A 17477-nucleotide genomic window follows, 5' to 3' on the forward strand; every position below is an offset into this window, starting at 1 on the left:
AGCCCCGACCGATCGAGTTCTGTAATTGCCGGTCAGACCAGCATCAGCCCCAGCACTTGGCGAGGCCTTCCTTGGTGTCGATGGACTTTACGCCCTTGGCCGGCTTGTCGGTCACCAGGTTGACGCCGGTGTCGAAGAAATTCTTGCCTTCGGTCGGCTTCGGCTTGGTTCCATCCTTGGCGAAGGCGGCGATCGCCTCGATGCCGAGCGCCGCCATCTGCAGCGGGTACTGCTGCGACGTCGCGCCGATGACACCTTCCGTCACCGACTTCACGCCGGGGCAGCCGCCGTCGACGGAGACGATCAGCACCTGCTTTTCAAGGCCGACAGCCTTGAGCGCCTGGTAGGCGCCGACTGCGGCGGGCTCGTTGATAGTGTGGATGACGTTGATGGTGTTGTCCTTCTGCAGAAGGTTCTCCATCGCCTTGCGGCCGCCCTCCTCGTTGCCGTTGGTGACGTCGTGGCCGACGATGCGCGGATCGGTTTCGTCGCCGATCTTGTTAGGATCCTTCACGTCGATGCCGTAGCCCATCATGAAGCCTTGGTCGCGCAGCACGTCCACGGTCGGCTGCGACGGCGTCAGGTCGAGGAAGCCGATCTTGGCGTCCTTGGCCTTGTCGCCGAGCGTCGCGGCGGCCCAGGCACCGATCAGCTTGCCGGCCTCGAGATTGTCGGTGGCGAAGGTCGCGTCGGCCGCGTCGATCGGGTCGAGCGGCGTGTCGAGCGCGATCACCAGCAGGCCGGCGTCACGCGCCTTCTTCACGGTCGGCACGATGCCCTTGGTGTCGGATGCAGTGATCAGGATGCCCTTGGCGCCGTCGGCAATGCAGCTTTCGATCGCCGCCACCTGGCTTTCGCTATCGCCGTCGATCTTGCCGGCATAGGTCTTGAGGTCGACGCCGAGTTCCTTGGCCTTTGCGGTCGCGCCTTCCTTCATCTTGACGAAGAACGGATTGGTGTCGGTCTTGGTGATCAAGCAAGCGCCGACGCCGGCCGCGGAGGCGGACGACGCAAACGCCATCAGACCCAGGGCAGCCGCGGCAAACACGGTCGATTTCAACAATTTTGTATTGGTCACGATCTTCCTCCCAGTGGAACCATTCCGGATGCCGACCAACCGGCATCTACGGCGCATCCTACGAAATTCTCCCAGCGTGGACGCCGCCTCAACAGACACCAGACCGCAGCCGCTGTCAATAATTAAATCACTCTTATTTATTATTGACAGCCTTGCGTCGTTCACTCATTCTGGCCCAAAAGCATTGAGGGGAAACGATGGGAGGAACAGGGTGGAGACCGCCACTGCGAGGCACGGTTCGCCCGAAGCGAATGACAGCCTGATTCACCGCGGCACCAACCAGAGCGGCATGCGCGATCACAACGAGCGGCTTGTACTCTCGCTGGTGCGCCAGCAAGGCAGCCTGGCGAAATCCGACATCGCCCGCATGACTGGACTTTCGGCGCAGACGGTTTCGGTCATTATGCGCGAACTCGAGGAAGAAGGCCTGCTCGTGCGCCAGGCGCCGCTGCGCGGCAAGATCGGCCAGCCCTCCATACCTATGGCGCTCAATCCGGAGGGCGCCTTCTTCATCGGCCTCAAGATCGGCCGCCGCAGCGCGGAACTGGTGCTGATCGATTTTCTTGGGCACGTGCGCTCTATGCTACAGCACTCCTATCGCTATCCGGCGCCGCGCGAGACGGTAGAATTCGTGACTTCAGGCATGAAAAAGATGCGCGGCGAACTGACACCGGCACAGGACAAGCGCATCGCCGGGCTCGGCATCGCCATGCCGTTCGAACTGTGGAACTGGGCCGACACCGCCGGTGCGCCGCGCGATGTCATGGACGAATGGCGCCACCGCGACATCAGGGCCGATATCCAGTCGCAATGCGATTTTCCAGTCTATCTGCAGAACGACGCCACCTCGGCCTGCGGCGCCGAGCTCGTCTTCGGCCAAGCAGGCGGCGCGCGTGACTTCGTCTATTTCTATATCGGCGCCTTCGCCGGCGGCGGCATCGTGCTCAACGGCCGGCTGTTTGGCGGGCCAACCGGCAATGCAGGCGCGCTCGGCTCCATGCCGGTGCCCGGACCAGACGGCAAACCTACCCAGCTGATCGACGTGGCGTCGATCGCCATGCTGGAAAAAGCGCTCAATGCCCGCGGCGTCGAGGCCTCGCATCTATGGACCTCGCCCGAGGACTGGGGCGAGATCGGTCCCGAACTCGCCGACTGGATCGCCAGCGCTTCACAGGCGCTCGCCTATGCCATCGTCGCGGCGTCCTCGGTCATCGATTTCGAGGCGGCGGTGGTCGACGGCTGGATGCCGCAGGCGGTGCGCCGCAGGCTGGTCGATGCCATCATCGCGGCCATTGCGACAATCGACGGCGAAGGTCTGAAACTTCCCGCCGTTCGCGAGGGGACCGTCGGCATTCATGCCCGGGCGCTCGGCGGCGCCAGCCTGCCGCTTTCCGAGCGCTTCCTGATCGGCTCGACGACCATTTCCAGGAGCGCCTGAATGCTTATCGGAATCCCGGCGCTGCTCGGTCCGGACCTTCTGGCGACACTGCGCGCCATGGGCCATGGCGATGAGATCGCCCTGGTCGACGGAAACTATCCGGCCGAGGAGCAGGCAAAGCGCCTGATCCGGGCCGATGGTCATCAGCTCATTCCCGTGCTCGATGCGATCCTGAGTGTGCTGCCGGTCGACGACGCCGTTCCGGAAGCCCTGTTTCGCGCCTCGGTCAAAGGCAATCCCTCGATTGCCGATCCAGTCCATCACGAGATCGAGGCGATCTGCGCCAAACACGCACCGGGCCGCAAGGTGGTTGCACTGGCCGGCGCCGACTTCTATGCACGGGTCAAGTCGGCGCATGCCATTGTCGCGACAAGCGAGCCCAGGCTTTACGCCAACATCATCATCCGCAAGGGCGTGATCTATCCGCCGGAGACCAAGACGCCATGATCCTCTGCTGCGGCGAAGCCCTCATCGACATGCTGCCGCGCGTCACGATGCAGGGCGAGCCGGCCTTTGCCCCCTATGTCGGCGGCGCGGTGTTCAACACGGCGATCGCGCTTGGCCGATTGGGCGCACCGGCCGGCTTCTTTTCGGGCCTGTCGTCGGATCTTTTCGGCGGCCAGTTCAGGGACGCGCTCGGAGCGAGCAAGGTCAGTTCCACCTATGCGCACACCTCGCCCAGGCCGACCACCCTCGCCTTCGTGCGGCTCACCAATGGCCAGGCGACCTACACGTTCTACGACGAGAACACCGCGGGACGCATGCTGACGATCGACGACCTGCCGTCGCTCGGCAACGAGATCGAGGCCATGCTGTTCGGCGCCATCAGCCTGATCTCGGAGCCCGCCGGCGGCGCCTATGAAGAGTTCATGCGGCGCGAGCATGCAAGCCGCGTCATGATGCTCGACCCCAACATCAGGCCGAACTTCATCCCGGACAAGGCCAAGCACCTCAGGCGCATCCGCGAGATGATGGCGATGGCCGACATCGTGAAACTGTCGGACGAAGACCTCCAATGGTTCGGCGAAGCCGGCTCGCACGAGGATGTCATCCGCAACTGGCTCGACCGCGGACCCAAGCTGATCGTCGTGACCCATGGCAGCGAAGGTGCCGTCGGTTACACCAAAGACCACACCGTCACCGTGATGCCGGAAAAGGTCGAGGTGGTCGACACGGTCGGCGCGGGCGATACGTTCAACGCCGGCATCCTTGCCTCGCTGCATGAACAGGGCCTGCTGACGAAGGCGGCCATCGGCGGCCTTCCGCAAGACGCCATTCGCAAGGCATTGGCGCTTGGTGCCAAGGCAGCGGCAGTGACCGTGTCGCGCGCGGGCGCCAATCCGCCATGGCGGCATGAAATCGCCTGAGTAACGCTCAATTTAAGTTGAGCCAGCCGATCACTTTATGTTTCGCGGGGCCGCCCAGCGGGACTATAAGGGTGCAAACGCGCCCGACGAAGCCCGGATTTCCGGCATCTTGTGAAGATACGCCGGAAATCGGAGGTAACAGACTGCGACACCCAGGCAATTGGCGGCTCTGGCTGTCCGGCTTTCTCGGTAAGCGCAACTCTGGTACCAGCGGGCCGTTATTTGGCCAGACCGCCCGGTTAAAAATCATTTTTGAGGCTGACATGCAGTTCATCGATCTTGGCGCACAGCGCGAACGCATCCGCGACCGGCTGAAGGCCGCGATCGACCATGTCGTCGAGGACGGCCGTTACATCCTGGGCCCGCAGGTCGCGGAGTTCGAGAAGAAGCTTGCTGCCTATATCGGCACCAAACATGTCGTGGCCTGCGCCAACGGCACCGATGCGCTGCTGCTGCCGCTGTTTGCCGCCGGGATCGGCCCGGGCGATGCCGTGTTCGTGCCGAGCTTCACTTTCGCCGCCACCGCCGAAGTGGTGGCACTGGCCAAGGCGGAACCTGTCTTCGTCGATGTCGATCCGGTGACCTACAACATCGACATCGCCAGCCTCGAGGCGGCCATCGCCATGATCAAGAAGGAAGGCCGGCTGAAGCCGAAGGCGATTATCCCGGTCGACCTGTTCGGCCTCGCCGCCGATTACGATGCGATCATGGCGATCGCCAACCGCGAAGGGCTGTTGGTGATCGAGGACGCCGCCCAGTCGATGGGTGGGTCGCTTGACGGCAAGATGTGCGGTGCGTTCGGCCATGTCGGCTCGACCAGCTTCTATCCCGCCAAGCCGCTTGGCTGCTATGGCGATGGCGGCGCGATGTTCACCAACGACGACGAGATGGCCGACAAGCTGCGTTCCTTTGCCTTCCACGGCAAGGGCGAGACGCAGTACGACAACATCCGCGTCGGCATCAATTCGCGGCTCGACACGCTGCAGGCGGCGATCCTCATCGAAAAGCTCGCCATTCTCGAAGACGAGATGGTGGCGCGCCAGGTGGTGGCAAACCGCTATGCCGAAGGGCTGGGCGACATGGTCACCGCAGCCCGCAACCTCGATGGCAGCCGTTCGGCCTGGGCGCAGTACGCCATCGAGACGCCCAAGCGCGACGGCCTGAAGGCGCATCTGAGCGAAAAGGGCATTCCGTCCGTCATCTACTACGTCAAGCCGCTGCATGCGCAGGTCGCCTATAGCGACTACCCACGTACGCCGACCGGTCTTGCCGTCTCGGAGGAGCTGCCGAAGCGCATCCTGTGCCTGCCGATGCACCCCTATCTCAGCGAAGCCGACCAGGACCGGATCATCGAGACGATCCGCAACTATATCGGCTCGAACTCGGCGCAGGCCGCAGCCGAGTAGTAGGCAGCGACTCTCAGGCGGGGCTCGCCCCTGCCCTGCCGCTGGCGATGAAATGCGGATTGGCGAAATCCTCGTCGTCGGCCTGGTCGCGTTTGCCGTAAGCCAAGGGCTTGCCGTCCAGCGTGCGTGTCGTACCGCCAGCCGCGCGCAGCACCGCGTCGCCCGCCGCGGTGTCCCATTCCATGGTGCGTCCAAAGCGCGGATAGACATCCGCCTCGGCGCTGGCAAGAAGGCAGAATTTCAAGGACGAGCCAACGGAAACGATCTCGGCGGCGCCGAGGTCGCGAATATAGGCTTCGGTTTCCGGCGTGTTGTGGGAGCGGCTGGCAACCACGGCCAGCGGTGACGCGGCCGCCCTCACCGAAATCGGCCGGCGGCCGATGATCTGATAGTCGTCATCGATTTCCAGGGCTTCCGCGCTGCCCGGCCGTCCCGAAAAGAAGCGGCCGGTGCAAGGCGCGAAGACGACGCCGACTTCCGGCACGCCATGGCGGACAAGCGCGATGTTGACGGTGAAGTCGGTGCGGCGATTGACGAATTCCTTGGTGCCGTCGAGCGGGTCAATAAGGAAAAAGGCCTCGCCGAGATCGGTCGGCATGATTCCAGCCGCCGCTTCCTCTTCGGCCACGCAGGGAATGTCGGGAAATGCCGCGCGCAGGCCGGAGAGGATGATCTTCTCGCTCTCGCGGTCCGCCTCAGTCACCGGCGAGGCGTCCGATTTCCGGTCGACGGCGCAGCCGGCGTGGAAGACGCGCATCACCTCACGTCCAGCCGCCAGGGCCAGCCGCTCGAAGATGTCGAGCATCGACCTATCGTCAGATACCGCCGCCACTTTCATATTGGTCTTCGGCAATGTCGCGCTCATTCAGCCAATGTTCCAGGGCATCTACCATCTCTTCCGCCGATTTGCCGAGCGTCTTCAGATGGATCTCCGGGTTTTCCGGTGCTTCGTAAGGTGAATCCACGCCGGTGAAATTCTTGATCTCGCCATTCAGCGCGCGCGCATAAAGCCCCTTCGGATCACGCCTGGCGCATTCCTCGAAGGGCGTGTCGACAAACACCTCGATGAACTCGCCATCGGCCATCAATTCGCGCGCCACGCGCCGTTCGGCGCTGAACGGCGAAATGAACGAGACAATGACGATCAACCCGGCATCGGCCATCAGCTTGGCCACTTCAGCGACCCGGCGGATGTTCTCGACGCGGTCGGCATCGGTGAAGCCGAGATCGCGGTTGAGACCGTGACGGACATTGTCGCCGTCCAGAATATAGGTGTGCCGGCCGGTGGCGAACAGCTTCTTCTCGAACAGGTTGGCGATGGTCGACTTGCCGGAGCCGGAAAGCCCGGTGAACCAGAACACGGCAGGGCGCTGGTTCTTCATGTCGGCGCGCACGCGCTTGCCGACATCGAGCGATTGCCAGTGGATGTTCTCGGCACGACGCAGCGAGTGCACGATCATGCCCGCGCCGACGGTGGCGTTCGAGATGCGGTCGATCAGGATGAAGGCGCCTGTGGTCCGGTTCTCGGCGAAGGGATCGAAGGCGATCGGCGCCCGTGTCGAGATGTTGCAGATGCCGACTTCGTTCATTTCAAGCGACTTGGCCGCCTCATGGGCGAAGTCGTTGACGTTGATGCGGTATTTCAGGTCGGTGACGGTGGCGCTGGTCTGGTCGGTTTCGGTGCGCAGGATGTAGGAGCGGCCCGGCAGCAGCGCATGCTCATCAAACCAGACGATGTTGGCTGCGAACTGATCGGCGACCTGCGGCCTGGCGGCCGGCGAAACCAGCATATTGCCTCTGGAGACCTCCACCTCGTCGTCGAGAACAAGCGTGATGGCCTGGCCGGCCACCGCCTGTTTGAGATCGCCGCCATGAGCGACAATGCGTTTGACATGCGAGGACTTGCCGGATTTGGCGACGACGACCTCGTCGCCTTGCACGATGGCGCCGGACGCGATCGTGCCGGCAAAGCCGCGGAAATCGAGATTTGGGCGATTGACGTACTGCACCGGAAAACGGAACGGCTGCTCGGCGGCAGCCTCTTCGACCGAAACGCTCTCGAGGTGCTCGATCAGCGTCGGGCCGGAATACCACTGCATGTTGTCGGAGCGGCCGCTGACATTGTCGCCGTAGCGGGCCGACATCGGGATCGGCACGATGGTCTGGAAGCCGAGATCGCGCGAGAATTGGCCGTAGTCTTTGACGATCCGGTCGAAGACCGCCTGGTCGAAATCGACGAGATCGATCTTGTTGACGGCCAGCACGATGTGGCGGATGCCGAGCAGCGAGGCGATGATCGAATGACGCCTCGTCTGGCGCAGCACCCCTTGCCTCGCATCGATCAGCACGATCGCCAGATCGGCGGTCGAGGCGCCTGTCGCCATGTTGCGCGTGTATTGTTCATGGCCGGGCGTGTCGGCGACGATGAACTTGCGCTTCGGCGTGGCGAAGAAGCGGTAGGCGACATCGATGGTGATGCCTTGCTCGCGCTCGGCCTCGAGACCATCGACCAGCAGCGCGAAATCGATGTCATCGCCGGTGGTGCCGTGCTTGCGCGAATCGCGTTCGAGCGCGGCAAGCTGATCCTCGAAAATCTGCTTGGTGTCGGACAAAAGGCGGCCGATCAGCGTCGACTTGCCGTCGTCGACCGAACCGCAGGTCAGGAAGCGCAGCAGCGACTTCTTTTCCTGCGCGGCCAGGTAGTCGCGGATGCTGTCGGTGGGGGCGAGGCTTTTTGCCATGATGTGACGCATGGTCAGAAATACCCCTCGCGCTTCTTCTTTTCCATCGAGCCGGCTTCGTCACGGTCGATCAGGCGGCCCTGCCGCTCGGATGTGCGCGCGGTCAGCATCTCGCCGACGATGGCTTCGAGCGTGTCGGCATCGGATTCGATGGCGCCGGTGAGCGGATAGCAGCCCAAAGTGCGGAACCGCACCAAGCGGTTCTCCACTGTCTCGCCGGGGCGCAGTTTCATGCGGTCGTCGTCCTTGAGGATCAGCATCCCGTCACGCTCCACCACCGGCCGTTCCTTGGCGAAATAGAGCGGCACGATCGGAATGTTCTCCTGCAGGATGTACTGCCAGATATCGAGCTCGGTCCAGTTCGACAGCGGGAAAACGCGGATCGATTCACCCGATGCGATGCGGGTGTTGAAGATCTTCCACATTTCGGGACGCTGGTTCTTCGGATCCCAGACATGTTGGGCATTGCGGAACGAGAATATGCGCTCCTTGGCGCGCGACTTCTCCTCGTCGCGGCGGGCGCCGCCAAAGGCGGCATCGAAACCGTATTTGTCGAGTGCCTGGCGCAGCGCCACCGTCTTCATCACGTGGGTGTGGGTGTTCGAGCCGTGGTCGAACGGATTGATGTTGTCGCGCACACCGTCTTCATTAACATGCACCAAAAGGTCGAAGCCGTGTTTTTGCGCCATCTGATCGCGGAAAGCGATCATCTCGCGGAACTTCCAGGTCGTGTCGACATGAAGAAACGGGAAAGGCGGCTTGGCGGGATAGAACGCCTTCATTGCCAGATGCATCAGCACGGATGAATCCTTGCCGACCGAATAGAGCATGACCGGCTTGGCAAAGGCGGCCGCAACCTCTCGGAAAATGTGGATGGACTCGGCTTCAAGCCGCTGCAGATGCGTAAGCGCTGTTATCATAGACTGTGAGCGTTCTCTCGTGCCTTGCGACAGAAGTCCTTGCGTCAAATCATCGAGCTTTGTGCCCGGTTCAAGCGTCGCTTCTGGACAAAGTGTTTCGTGCGGGCGTTCTAGCAGATCGGCGCACGGCAAAACAATGCAAGACGAGCCCGGCAGCAGTCAGTTCGGGAATGATTTTTCCATGCTTTCGCCAAAACCCGGAAATTTCTGTTCGCAATGCCTGCAGCCGGGAAAAGGCCGGGAAAAAATTGCTCGGCAGACCATGACGACAGACGCTGCTTGAGCCCATTCCCAATCGTCGGGCACCGGCCGCCGATTTTAGGTGACGACAAGCTCCACCGCACTATCGAAAAGACAGCCCAGCCGCTATACAACCTCCGGAAGCGGGCAAGATGCGTCATCAGGCATGGGCAAATTTCAACGCGAGCACATTCGGTTCCGCCGAACAGGATGTGCCGCATAGAGCTACTCGAGAATAGCGGGCCCGAAACTTGACCGGTCTTTCGTCTGCAAGACAGCAACTCACGCCTTCGCGGATCAATATCTACTTCTCCATTCTTTGCTTCTTTTTTCCACCGGTTTTGGGATCGGTGGTCAGCTTCGTGTTCAATGGCGGCGCTCTGTGGTCCGTCCTGTTGCTCGCTCTCAGGAAAAGGCGCTTCAATATCGACCCGGCGATGATGGCGATGACCATCGCGATCTATGCCTATTGCGCGGCCAATCTGGTGGCGTCCATCGTCAACCACGCGATCGCCAGGGATGCATTGCACCTGATCCCGCTTGTCACCTTCCTGTTTTTCCCCATCTCCTATTCGACCTGGAGCATTACGCAGAAGACAACGCTTGTCCGTATCATCGTGCTGAGCAGCATGGCGGCCTGTTTTGTCGCGCTGCTTCTGGCGGTCTTCCAACAACATTGGCTTGGTATCCGCGCCGAGGGTGGGGCCGGGAATGCAATTGTGTTCGCGGAGGTCCTCTGCCTTGCCGTGGTGGTCTGCGTGGCAGGCGCTCTGTCCGATACAGAGAGACACAGGATCGCCCTCATTTGTGCGGCACTTGGCGGGACGATCGCCATCATCTACTCCGGCACCCGAATTGTCTGGCTGGCACTGCTGATTGCCGGTATCGCCGTTCTGCTGATCAACCAGCATAGGCTCAAGGGAAGGAACGCCATTCGCCTGCTGGTGCTGTTGCTGGCGGCCGGCGCCGTGATCGCTGCTGTCGGCTTCCAGACCATATCCGGGCGTGTCGACTTTCTGCGTTCCGACTTGGACGCGCTCGCCCTCAAGGGTGACCACACGACGGCTATAGGATTGCGATTGGCCGTGTGGGACATTGGTCTGAAAGCGTTTCGTGAGATGCCGCTGTTCGGACATGGAGTGGGTGCCACCCAGGCCTTGATAAAACAGGGCTTCCACGATCAGTTCGGGATGGATGCAGGCTTCAATCATTTCCACAACGGCTTCCTGACCGCCCTGGTGCAGGCAGGACTTCTGGGCGCCTTGACGCTGGCGGCGATCTTCGTCGTTGCCGCCAGGAATGCAGCCGTGGTTTTGCGAAATAGCACCGATCCGATCGAGCGTTTTGGCGCTACGATGATTGTCATCGTGGTGATCACCTATCTCACGTCCGGGATGACAGGCATCCTGATTGGCCACGACATTCTGGACTCGGTGCTGATGGTCTTCCTGGTGTCGGGAACGTATCTCGCCTCGGGCCGTCAGGCTCCGTTGCCGCAAGACCAGGCGTTTCCGCCCGAGATGGAAGAGCGCGTGCTTCCGCCGGTGACGGAAGACGCCCTTCTTCCAGGGATGGAACATCGGGCGCTTCGCTTCACTCAATAGCCGTTCGGGGCAAGACCAATGAAAGTCCTGGTCACAGGCGCGACAGGCTTCATCGGTCGTCAGGTGGTGCATCGGCTTCGCGAGGCGGGCACCGAGCTCCGCCTCGCGTCCCGCTACCCGGAGAGGCTTGGTCCGCGACATGATGCCATGCAGATGCCCGATGTCGATGCGCCGGCGGCTGCCTTCCTGGCGCTTGCCAGGGGGGTTACCGATGTCGTTCATTGCGCGGGTCTGAACAATGATGAAGGCAACGCCACCGAAGCCGATTTTCGGGCGGCCAATGCGGAATTGAGCGCAAGGCTGGCGCAGGCTGTGGCCGAACAGGCAAGTGGACGGTTCATCCTGCTCTCCTCGATCCGGGCCGTGATCGGCGCGCGCGTCAGCGCAACGATCGACGAGGACACGATCCCCCATCCGCAATGCGCCTATGGGCGCTCGAAGCGCGAAGCAGAGATCGGGGTGCTGGACGCCTATGCGTCGCATGGCCGTTCCGACGCCACCGTATTGCGACTGCCCCCAGTCTACGGGGCCGGCATGAAAGGAAACTTGGCGGCGCTGATGCGCCTGGCCGATTCGGGCCTGCCGCTGCCGAGAGGTGCCCTGACGGGAACCCGCTCGCTGCTGTCATCGCAATCGACGGCAGGCGCGGTATGGCATCTTCTCAGCCTTTCGGGGCGGCTGCGATCGATCTATGTCGCCAGCGATGTGCCGCCGGTTTCGATCGCCGACATTGTCGGCGCCTTTCGCGACGGCTTCGGACGGCCGAGGCGCCTTGTGGCCATGCACGCCAAGCCGTTGCGTGCAGCCGCGATCCTCTTGGGCAAGCGGGCGTCCTGGGACAGCCTGACCGCGACACAGATATGCGACCCTTCCCTGCTCGTATCCGAAGGCTGGCTGCCGGAAACCGGGACGCTGGAGCGGCTGGCCGAAATAGCGCGGCTCGGAGACGCTCAATCGCCCCCGTGGCGATAGAGCGTTCCAAATAGGATGCGAAGGTCGAGCCAGAACGACGCCGTCCTGAGATAGGCGGCATCCGTTTTGGCCAGAAGCTGCGGGTTGGACATGTCGATGCCCCTGATCTGGGCCATGCCGGTAATGCCCGGTCGTGCCGCCAAAACCCCCAGCTGCCGGCGGCGCTCGATCAGTTCCGTCTGTGTCGGCAGGCAAGGGCGCGGCCCGACCAGGCTCATCTCGCCCCGAAGAACATTCCAGAATTGCGGCAGCTCATCGAGCTTGAACTTCCGCAAGGTCCTTCCGACCGCGGTCACGGCATTTGCTGGCGCCTCGTGCGAGGGCAAGGAGGGCGTTCCCTGATACATCGTCCGCAATTTGTGGCAGCGAAACAACACACCATCGCGGCCGACCCGCGTCTGTGAAAAAATCACCGGACCGGGCGACGATGCCCGCACCGCAAGCATGCAGAGCAATAGAACAGGGGATGTCACCAACAACAGCAAGACTGCCGCGACGAGATCGAAGGCGCGCTTCAGTCCCTTCACGGCCATCCCCTGATCACTAGAGCCATTCCAGGAAGAGTGTGAAACGGTTTCCCCAGCAAAAGCCAGAAGCGCTTTCCCGGCGGAAATTGCTCCGACACCGCCGGCCGCGGAATCGATATCCAGGCAAAATCCCGCCATTCAACCGTCAGCTGCAACGTATCTAACCTGCTTGCCCGACCGTTCTCGGACCAGTTTCCTGCCGCGTGTCGGGCGCTGGCGTCTCCGGCAGATGGAGTTGCGCCAACACGGCAAGGGCGGAAGCCTTGTCCTGGCTCTTCATTGCCGCCTGCAACGCGGCCAGCGAGGCCTGAACCCTAGGCCACGCCACCACATCGGTCCTGAGACCGAAGATCTTGGCGATGTCGAGCGTGATGATCTCTTCATTGGCGCCCTGGAGCGTCTCATGCAGCTTCTCGCCGGGTCTGATACCGGTGAAGCGGATCGGGATATCCGCATAGGGCGTCTTGCCGGCCATGCGGATCATGGTTTCCGCGACTTCGAGAATCGGCACGGGTTTGCCCATGTCCAGCATATAGATGGCATAGTCGTCCTTGCCGTTACGCGACTGGGCGTCGGCGGCCGCCATGATGACGAGGTCGACGGCTTCCGCCACCGTCATGAAATAACGGGTCATGCGTCGATCGGTAATCGTGACCGGGCCGCCGGCTTCGATCTGTGCCTGGAAGATGGTCGCCACCGAACCATTGGAGCCAAACACGTTGCCGAACCGCACGGCTATGAATTTGGTTCCGGAACGGCGCCCGTCCGGCGCGATTGCGTGGCTTTCGTGCAAGGAACTGACGAGTTGCTCGGCGGCTCTCTTTGTGATGCCAAGCACCGAGGTCGGATCCACGGCCTTGTCGCTCGATATGAGCAGGAACTGAGGAACACCGCATTTTGCGGCAACCTCAGCGCAGACAAGCGTACCGAAAACATTGGTCTGGATAGCTGATTCCCAGTTCTCCTCGAGCAGCGGAACGTGCTTCAGAGCCGCGGCATGAAAGATGATGTCCGGTTTGAATTCCGTGACGACACGAGTCATCTGACGCCGGTCCGCGACATCGACAATGCGCACCTTCAGGCGATCATGGTCCTTTTCGTCGACATACTGGCTCAACTGGAAGATGCCGAACTCGGAATTGTCGGCGACCAGCACCGCCCCTGCTCCCAGCTCCAGCGACCGCTTGACCAGCGTGCGGCCGATAGATCCGGCGCCTCCCGTCACCAGGACGCGCTTGCCGTCGACGAAGGCACCAATACGCGCGATATCGGACGGCACGGTCGGGCGGCGCAGGATCGTTTCCATCTCGACTTCGTCGAGAACGATCTTTCCCTCCTGCCCAAGCTGCGAAAGGCTCGAGAACTGCAAGACGGTTATGCCGCCATGCCGGGCGACACGCACAAGCTCGGAATATTCCTCGATCTCATGCTCGACACCGCTGCCGAAAATAAGCAGGTCGATGCTCCTGGTGCCGGCGGCGTAGTCCTCCAGGACATCGATCAGGCGTGGCCGGGACGCCACCACGGGAACACCTTGAATCCGTGTACCCAACGGTGCGCCACGCTCGGTCGCCATGATGCCGGCAATGGAATAATCAGTCGGCTCTGCCGTGCGCGTGAAGCGAATGATCAGGTCGGCCTCACCAAGCCGACCGACGAACAGCGCCCGCCTGGCCTGCACTTTGTCGACCCTGTGGGTAAGGATGCCCCAACTCGCGCCGTCGCGAAGAAATCGGTAGAACAGCCGCGGCGCCGATATGATGGTAAAGGAAACGAGGAAAAAGACGATGAATTGGCGTTCGTTGAGGCCAGCCACGGGCTGGATGAAACGAAACATCAACGAAAGAGCATAGAGCACGACCGTCAGAATCGCACAGCTCTTCAGAATGTTGAAAAAGTCCGGAGTCGAGGCAAAGCGCCAGATCGTGGTGTAGAGACCACAATATCTGAACAGCAGGTGACTGATGAGAACGATCCCGAGCCAGGTGACCAGGCCTTGGTAGGAGAATGCATCGAACGAAAGGTCTGACCGGGAGAGGACGAGACTAAGCGCCACCGCAACCAGGACCATGAGCAGGTCCTGGACCATGATGATGACGCGCCGTATCTTCGGTCGAAATCCGAACACGGCTTCTGCATAGGAAGTCATTGGCGAGTATTGAACTCCAGGCGTGAGAACTTCAACACTAATGCGGCGTCAGATCGAATACCATCCGTCACCGGCCACCTGTTCTCAGCGTCAAATCCTCGGCCCCCGCCGTCGCTACCGCATAGCGTGGACGTGAGGTCATCGCCAGAGATTTCTTCACAGACGGTTCGATCGGGATCAAGTGTCGACCAGGATATCGCGCAACCGGCGGGGAGGTTTAAGGTTCACGCTGTTGCCAGGAGCAGGTCAGGCGATGCGATTGGCTGCCGTCTGACGCACTTTCTACAGCGCTGCCGTTGCCCGTTCGTTCATCGCGACGCACTATTTTTCAAGCTCTCGAGGAAACCTCGGGTGGGCGGCAAAGCGCTTTTCGGTTAACAGGGGAACCTACCTCAATATGACAACCTTCCCTCTCATCAGCCAAAGCGAAGTGATGAAATTTGGATCGAGTGGCCTCAGAGGCCTGGCTTCGGAACTGGTCGGGAACCCAAGTGGGCTTTATACTGAGGCTTTCGCCTGGCGCCTGGCTGCCGGCGGGATTCAGCCAAATGCCATGGTGCTGGTGGGCCGTGACTTACGCGACAGCAGCCCCACCATTGCCGCCAACTGCATGGCGGCCCTGGCGGCAAGCGGGCTTCAACCGATCGATTGCGGCGCTATTCCAACACCGGCTTTGGCGCTGTACGGCCAGCAGCATGGCGCAGCGGCACTTATGGTGACGGGTTCGCATATTCCCGCTGACCGCAACGGCATCAAATTTTACGGCCCGCACGGCGAGATCAGCAAGGCCGATGAAGCCGCCATGGCACAATACGCCGCCGGAAGATCGGGAGCCTATCGCCCTCCGCCTCCGCCAGGAACGGCCTTGCCGACACGCCATGATCAGGCGATCGCCGCCTATCGCGCGCGCGCCGAGATCATATTGGAGCCCAGCTCCCTTTCCGGCATGAGGGTCGGCGTTTATCAGCACAGCTCGGTGGCGGCGGATCTGCTGGTCGAGATTCTCCAATCCCTTGGCGCTCATGTGACGCCTGTCGGGAAATCCGGGACCTTCGTGCCCGTTGACACCGAAGCCGTCAGCCCGACCACACTTGCCAAATTCAAGCGTTGGGCTGGGGAATTCGACCTCGATGCCATCGTGTCGACAGATGCCGATGCCGATCGTCCGCTTATCGCCGACGAAAATGGCGATCTCTTTCGCGGCGACCTGATCGGCCTCGCCACGGCCTTGTTCTTGCGGGCAGACGTCGTCGTGACGCCGGTGACCTCCAATTCGGGCATTTCGAAAGCTTTCGGTTTCGAGGTCGTGAGAACGAAGGTCGGATCTCCCTTTGTTATCGAAGGGATGGAAGCATCATACCATGCCGGTCGCATCGTCGTAGGCTTCGAGGCCAATGGCGGCGTTCTCCTGGGATCGGATTGTTCCCTGCGCGGAAAGACACTGACGGCATTGCCGACACGGGACTCCCTACTCCCGATCCTCGCCGTCCTGGGTCTGGTTGCATCGACGGGAAAAACGCTGTCGCAGCTGCGCGCGGTTTGGAAGCTTCCGGTTTGCGCAAGCGAGCGACTTGAAAACTTCCCGGTGGAAAGCTCGCACAGCTTGATGCGCCGCCTTGCGGATCGGGATGCATTGCAGCAATTCCTGGCGCCTTTCGGGACCGTTGCCGAAGTCGACGAGACCGACGGCTTAAGGATGCGAATGCAGACTGGTGAGATCATCCATTTGCGGCCCTCCGGCAACGCACCAGAACTTCGCTGCTATTCGGAGGCTGCAAACCCGGACAGAGCGGCGGCGATCGTGGCATTGACGCTTGAGAGGGCGCGGGCGATCACGTCCACGGATTAAACCGCGGGCGTCTCATGAAGATGGTTCTCGCACTGGCGCAAGCCCCTTCCGACGGCGGTCACTGCATTCGCTGGCCTCATGCGAGAACAGCTCGGCGTTCCTCGACGTATCGCCCTCAACTTGTAACAGCGAAGAAACGCTCGGGCCAATAGAGCACGAGGTCACCGCTCGACCACGCGCCTTGAAGCGATCCGATTTCAGATGCGACCCAGGACGAATGCGAGATAAAGCCCTAGGGTCCCGGCAAGAGTCTGCCGGTAGACACCGCTTGCGGGCAGAGTGCGCAAACGCTGGAAAAGACTGCCCTTCCGGCCGCTTGCGAACAGGTCGAGGCACGCCGCGGCATCCGGCGTAAGGAGGTCGCGATTGACCGCCAGACCGGCAAGGTTGAGATCGGTCCAGTCGGCAAACTCGCCCTTGAACAGGCGCCCAAGCCGCGAGACCCTTGCCCGCCACGACACGTTGGCGCCGACAAGGTTCGCCGCGTGCTGCCGGTAGTGCACCAGGGGCCGCGGGTCGTAGTGGACAACGCCGCCGGCGCCGGTGACAACCAGATAGGCCCACCAGTCGTGGCTCACGAAGCCCGTGCGTGCCGAAGCCCTTGCCAACAGATCGCGTGCCGTGCGGTTGAGCAGGATGGTGTTGCCGCCGGCGATGCTTTGCACGAGCGCGTTGCGGAAGGATGGCGGCCGCCGAAACAATGGCGACTGGCCGACAAGGCTTCCCGTTTCGGTCATGGTCGCGGTTCGCGAGCAGAACATCAACGGCGTTTCCGCGCCGAACGCCTGCATCCATTGGATGGCACTTTCCAGCCTGTCCGGCTCCCAGACATCGTCCTGATCGCTGAAGGCATAGAAGTCGGCATCGATACGCCGGTCGAGTATCATCGAGCGGAAATTGGCGGCGAACCCTCGGTGCGGCCCCTCCACCAACGTCACTCGACCCTTTGTCCAGCGGGACTTCCAGGCTTCGATGATGGGAACCGTGCCGTCGACGGAGCCATCGTCGGAGATCCAGAGGTCGATGAGCGGATGCGACTGTGCGAGCAGGGATTGCAACTGCTCATCAATGAACGCCGCGCCGTCTTTCGTGCCCATCAGCACCGCTATGCGCAGATCTGCCCTATCCACGAATGTCGAACACCTTACTTGAGTTCTTCATGAAGGCGAGGCGCATCCGTGGCCGA

At 61.7% G+C, this 17477-nt stretch carries 14 protein-coding genes; 7 read left to right on the forward strand and 7 right to left on the reverse strand.

The window, feature by feature from the left end; translation table 11 throughout:
• Positions 1-43 precede the first annotated feature (43 nt).
• On the reverse strand, positions 44-1021 hold the full coding sequence (locus JG747_RS26750; RefSeq protein WP_394811859.1) for a sugar ABC transporter substrate-binding protein: 978 nt from the start codon (positions 1019-1021) through the stop codon (positions 44-46).
• 268 nt (positions 1022-1289) lie between these two features.
• Here JG747_RS26750 and JG747_RS26755 point away from each other — a divergent pair, with 268 nt between their 5' ends.
• The 4 genes from JG747_RS26755 (at position 1290) to JG747_RS26770 (ending at position 5289) form a co-directional block, all read left to right on the forward strand.
• Positions 1290-2516, forward strand: a complete 1227-nt coding sequence (locus tag JG747_RS26755; RefSeq protein WP_019857053.1) for an ROK family transcriptional regulator — start codon at positions 1290-1292, stop codon at positions 2514-2516.
• A complete protein-coding gene (locus JG747_RS26760; RefSeq protein ID WP_019857052.1) occupies positions 2517-2963 on the forward strand; it encodes an RbsD/FucU family protein in 447 nt (148 codons plus the stop codon).
• Positions 2960-3883 (forward strand): carbohydrate kinase family protein, encoded by a 924-nt coding sequence (locus JG747_RS26765; RefSeq protein ID WP_019857051.1) that lies wholly within the window; start codon positions 2960-2962, stop codon positions 3881-3883. Before JG747_RS26760 ends, JG747_RS26765 begins: the two co-directional genes overlap by 4 nt.
• A 263-nt stretch (positions 3884-4146) precedes the next feature.
• Positions 4147-5289 (forward strand): DegT/DnrJ/EryC1/StrS family aminotransferase, encoded by a 1143-nt coding sequence (locus JG747_RS26770; protein ID WP_202360380.1) that lies wholly within the window; start codon positions 4147-4149, stop codon positions 5287-5289.
• A gap of 13 nt (positions 5290-5302) precedes the next feature.
• On the opposite strand, the gene cysQ is transcribed toward JG747_RS26770, so the two are convergent.
• From cysQ to cysD, 3 genes are read right to left on the reverse strand one after another with little or no spacing between them, the layout of a single operon-like run.
• A complete protein-coding gene (cysQ, locus tag JG747_RS26775) occupies positions 5303-6094 on the reverse strand; it encodes a 3'(2'),5'-bisphosphate nucleotidase CysQ (protein WP_019857049.1) in 792 nt (263 codons plus the stop codon).
• A 10-nt stretch (positions 6095-6104) separates the two neighbouring features.
• Positions 6105-8042, reverse strand: coding sequence for a sulfate adenylyltransferase subunit CysN (cysN, locus tag JG747_RS26780; RefSeq protein ID WP_019857048.1), 1938 nt, complete (start codon positions 8040-8042; stop codon positions 6105-6107).
• A 2-nt stretch (positions 8043-8044) separates the two neighbouring features.
• Entirely contained in the window at positions 8045-8950 is a 906-nt protein-coding gene (cysD, locus tag JG747_RS26785) for a sulfate adenylyltransferase subunit CysD (protein WP_019857047.1), read from the reverse strand.
• A 590-nt stretch (positions 8951-9540) separates the two neighbouring features.
• Here cysD and JG747_RS26790 point away from each other — a divergent pair.
• Both JG747_RS26790 and JG747_RS26795 read left to right on the forward strand, forming a co-directional pair.
• Entirely contained in the window at positions 9541-10794 is a 1254-nt protein-coding gene (locus JG747_RS26790) for an O-antigen ligase family protein (RefSeq protein ID WP_202362361.1), read from the forward strand.
• 18 nt (positions 10795-10812) lie between these two features.
• Positions 10813-11766: an NAD-dependent epimerase/dehydratase family protein gene (locus JG747_RS26795; RefSeq protein WP_202360381.1), complete on the forward strand. Its 954-nt coding sequence runs from the start codon at positions 10813-10815 to the stop codon at positions 11764-11766.
• Here JG747_RS26795 and JG747_RS26800 read toward each other — a convergent pair.
• On the reverse strand, positions 11745-12299 hold the full coding sequence (locus JG747_RS26800; protein WP_202360382.1) for a sugar transferase: 555 nt from the start codon (positions 12297-12299) through the stop codon (positions 11745-11747). The two genes, JG747_RS26795 and JG747_RS26800, sit on opposite strands and share 22 nt — an antisense overlap.
• 154 nt (positions 12300-12453) lie before the next feature.
• Entirely contained in the window at positions 12454-14442 is a 1989-nt protein-coding gene (locus tag JG747_RS26805; RefSeq protein WP_019857043.1) for a nucleoside-diphosphate sugar epimerase/dehydratase, read from the reverse strand.
• Between the two features lie 397 nt (positions 14443-14839).
• On the opposite strand from JG747_RS26805, the gene JG747_RS26810 reads away from it, so the two are divergent.
• Entirely contained in the window at positions 14840-16291 is a 1452-nt protein-coding gene (locus JG747_RS26810; RefSeq protein WP_244748233.1) for a phosphomannomutase, read from the forward strand.
• Between the two features lie 197 nt (positions 16292-16488).
• On the opposite strand, the gene JG747_RS26815 is transcribed toward JG747_RS26810, so the two are convergent.
• Positions 16489-17421 (reverse strand): glycosyltransferase family 2 protein, encoded by a 933-nt coding sequence (locus tag JG747_RS26815; protein ID WP_019857041.1) that lies wholly within the window; start codon positions 17419-17421, stop codon positions 16489-16491.
• Between the last annotated feature and the right edge of the window lie 56 nt (positions 17422-17477).

Origin of the sequence: Mesorhizobium sp. 131-3-5 (assembly GCF_016756575.1) — a bacterium.
Taxonomy (GTDB): domain Bacteria; phylum Pseudomonadota; class Alphaproteobacteria; order Rhizobiales; family Rhizobiaceae; genus Mesorhizobium; species Mesorhizobium jarvisii.